Genomic DNA, 1,332 nt, shown 5'->3' with positions numbered 1-1,332 from the left:
CGCCGATGTCCTACGCGCAGCAACGCCTCTGGTTCCTCGAGGAGTTCGCGCCCGGCGACGCCGCATACGTCACCGCGCTCGCGCTGCGCCTGCGCGGCCGCCTGGACACCGGAGCCCTCACCCGGGCGCTGCGGTCCGTCGTCGCCCGCCACGAGTCGCTGCGCACCACCTTCGACTCGGCCGACGGCCACGGCGTGCAGATCGTGCACCCGCCGCAGGACGTCCCGCTGCCGCTGCACGACCTGTCCGGCCTGCCCGCACCCGACCGCGGGGTGCGGCTGGAGGAACTCCTCACGGAGGCCCGCACGCGCCCCTTCGACCTGCGCCACGGACCGCTGCTGCGCCCCGCGCTGGTGCGGCTGTCCGGCGACGAACACGTCCTGGCCCTCGTGACGCACCACATCGTCACCGACGGCTGGTCCACCGGCATCCTCACCGGCGACCTCTTCCACCTCTACCGGGCCGAGACCGGCACCGCCACGGGCGAACTCCCCGCGCTGCCGGTGCAGTACGCCGACTACGCGCACTGGCAGCGCACCGTCGCCGACGCGGCCGCCGGAGAGCACCTCGGGTACTGGAAGGAGCGGCTGGCCGGCCTCGAACCGCTCGACCTGCCGACCGACCGGCCGCGCCCGCCGGTGCGCGCCGCCGACGGCGCCACCACCCGCCTGGTGCTGCCGCCGGACACCGCCCGCCGGCTCATCCGGGCCGGACAGGAACGCGGCGCCACCCTGTTCACCACCCTCGTCGCCGCCACCCAGGCCTACCTGGCCCGGCTGACCGGCGGGCAGGACATCGCCGTCGGCACCGTCACCTCCGGCCGCGACCTGCCCGAGACGCAGGGCCTGGTCGGCTTCTTCGTCAACACCCTGGTCCTGCGCTCCGAGGTGCGCCCCGAGCAGCCCTTCCCGGAGTTCCTCTCCGGCGTACGGCGGACCGTGCTCGACGCCTTCACCCACCAGGACGTGCCCTTCGAACGGGTGGTGGACGAGGTGCGCCCCGAACGCGACACCAGCCGCACCCCGCTCTTCCAGGTGATGGTCGTCCTGCAGAACACCCCGTCCGCCGCGACCGGCCTGCCGGGCCTGGAGGTCACCGACGCCGAGACCGAGCTGCGGCACGCGGCGTTCGACCTCACCTGGGAGTTCGCCGAGGCCGACGACGGGGCCCTGCACGGCCTGCTCACCTACAGCACCGGCCTGTTCGACGACGCCACCGCCCGGCGCATGGCCGCACAGCTCACCACGCTGCTGACCGCCCTCGCCGACGACCCGCACCGGCCGCTGGGCGCCCTGCCGCTCGCCACCGACGCGGAACTCGAGGCACTGCTCG

General features: G+C 74.7%; 1 protein-coding gene. It reads left to right on the top strand.

The features are described 5' to 3' along the window. The coding region (locus tag HW445_RS31185; protein ID WP_180224137.1) for a condensation domain-containing protein at positions 1-1,332 on the top strand (1,332 nt) is incomplete at both ends.

The organism is Streptomyces sp. UH6, assembly GCF_013421635.1.
Taxonomy (GTDB): domain Bacteria; phylum Actinomycetota; class Actinomycetes; order Streptomycetales; family Streptomycetaceae; genus Streptomyces; species Streptomyces abyssomicinicus.
This window is presented reverse-complemented; position numbering and strand designations above follow the sequence as displayed.